The 1,471-nt window shown below is 65.7% G+C and carries 2 protein-coding genes; both read right to left on the minus strand.

The features are described from left to right. Window positions 1-164: 164 nt before the first annotated feature. Complete coding sequence (gene istB, locus QN347_RS19210) at window positions 165-893, minus strand: IS21-like element helper ATPase IstB (RefSeq protein ID WP_322163954.1); 729 nt, start codon at window positions 891-893, stop codon at window positions 165-167. Then, window positions 880-1,471 (minus strand): Mu transposase domain-containing protein (locus QN347_RS19215; protein ID WP_416350901.1); only part of this gene is annotated, 592 nt, incomplete at its 5' end. The genes istB and QN347_RS19215, both read right to left, overlap by 14 nt.

Here is a 1,471-nt window from a genome sequence, read left to right on the forward strand (position 1 = left end):
CTGTAAATAGGCGTCGAACCGGGACCCCCGATCGGCGTCCAAAAGGGACCCCCTTATGGCGCTGCGGGCGTCGATGCTGGGCGCACATTCGCGCTGCTTGCGGCGTAGGGAGGGCGTAGCCCGACCGGAGGCGCAAGCAGCGCGAACCGATCCTCTTTTTAGCGTCAGCTACGGTTTTTGAAGCGCCAGCTGTCGTTGCCGGTTTCGACGATGTCGCAGTGGTGGGTGATGCGATCGAGCAGCGCCGTCGTCATTTTTGGATCGCCGAACACGCTGGGCCATTCGCCGAACGTCAGGTTGGTGGTGATGATCACCGAGGTGTGCTCGTAGAGCTTGCTGATCAGGTGGAACAGCAGCTGGCCGCCCGACCGGGCGAACGGCAGATAGCCAAGCTCGTCTAGCACCACGAGCTCGTGGCGACGCAGATGGGCCGCGAGCGCGCCAGCCTTGCCGATCCGCGTCTCCTCCTCGAGCTGCGTCACCAGATCGATGGTGTTGAAGTAGCGGCCGCGGGCACCGGCGCGGATGACGCTGGCGGCGATCGCGCTGGCGAGGTGGGTTTTGCCGGTGCCGGTGCCCCCGACCAGCACGACGTTGCGGCGCCCTGGAAGGAACGAGCCTGCGTGAAGCGAGCGCACCAGCCCTTCGTTGATCGGGGTGTTCTCGAACACGAACGCGTCGAGGTCCTTTAGGACCGGCAGTCTGGCAGCCGTCATGCGGTATCGGATCGAAGCGGCGTGGCGATGTGCGCCCTCGGCGCGCAGCAGATCGGTCAGGATCTCCATCGCCGTGCGCTTGCGCTGAACGCCAGTGGTGACGGCGTCGTCGAACGCGCCTGCCATGCCCTTGAGGCCGAGCCCGCGCATCGCGTCGATCATTTCATGCCGCTGCATGAAGACCTCGCAGGCTGTCGTATCGAGCACAGTTGGCGATCGGCGGGTGCAGCAGCGCCAGATCCTCAGGCGTGACGATGGATGCGGGCCGGGGCGGCTCTCGCCGCCGTGACAGGATGTTGAGGATTACCTCGTCGCTGACCGCACCGGCGTCGAGCGCTTCGCGAACGGCACCTTCAACGGCATCCAGTCCATCGCTGAGGACGGCCGCAAGTACGCGGACGAAGCGTCGATCGGCATCGTCGTTGCTGCCAAGCTTGCGGCGCAGCCGAGCGAGCGCGGGCGGTAGATCCCAGCCTTGGAACGGTGCCCCGTTCCGCAGCGCACCAGGCTTGTTCACCAGTACCGGCAGATAATGCCAAGGGTCGTAGATCGTCCGGTCGCGACCGAAGAACCGGGGATGATCGGCGATCACCTCGTCACCCATCCGCACGACGATCCGGTCGGCATAGGCCCGGACCTGGACCGCACGACGCACCGCCTTGGCAGCGACCGAGTAGCGGTTGCGGTCGAAGCTGATCAGGCAGGTCCCGGTCACCGCATGCTGGGTCTCGTGGAAGCCGTCGAACGGTGCGAGC

The organism is Sphingomonas sp. 10B4, assembly GCF_035019905.1.
Classification (GTDB): domain Bacteria; phylum Pseudomonadota; class Alphaproteobacteria; order Sphingomonadales; family Sphingomonadaceae; genus Sphingomonas; species Sphingomonas glacialis.

Bases quoted from the DNA above. Each gene is read 5' to 3' on its own strand.
- istB (WP_322163954.1), bottom strand. From the start codon at position 893: ATGCAGCGGCATGAAATGATCGACGCGATGCGCGGGCTCGGCCTCAAG.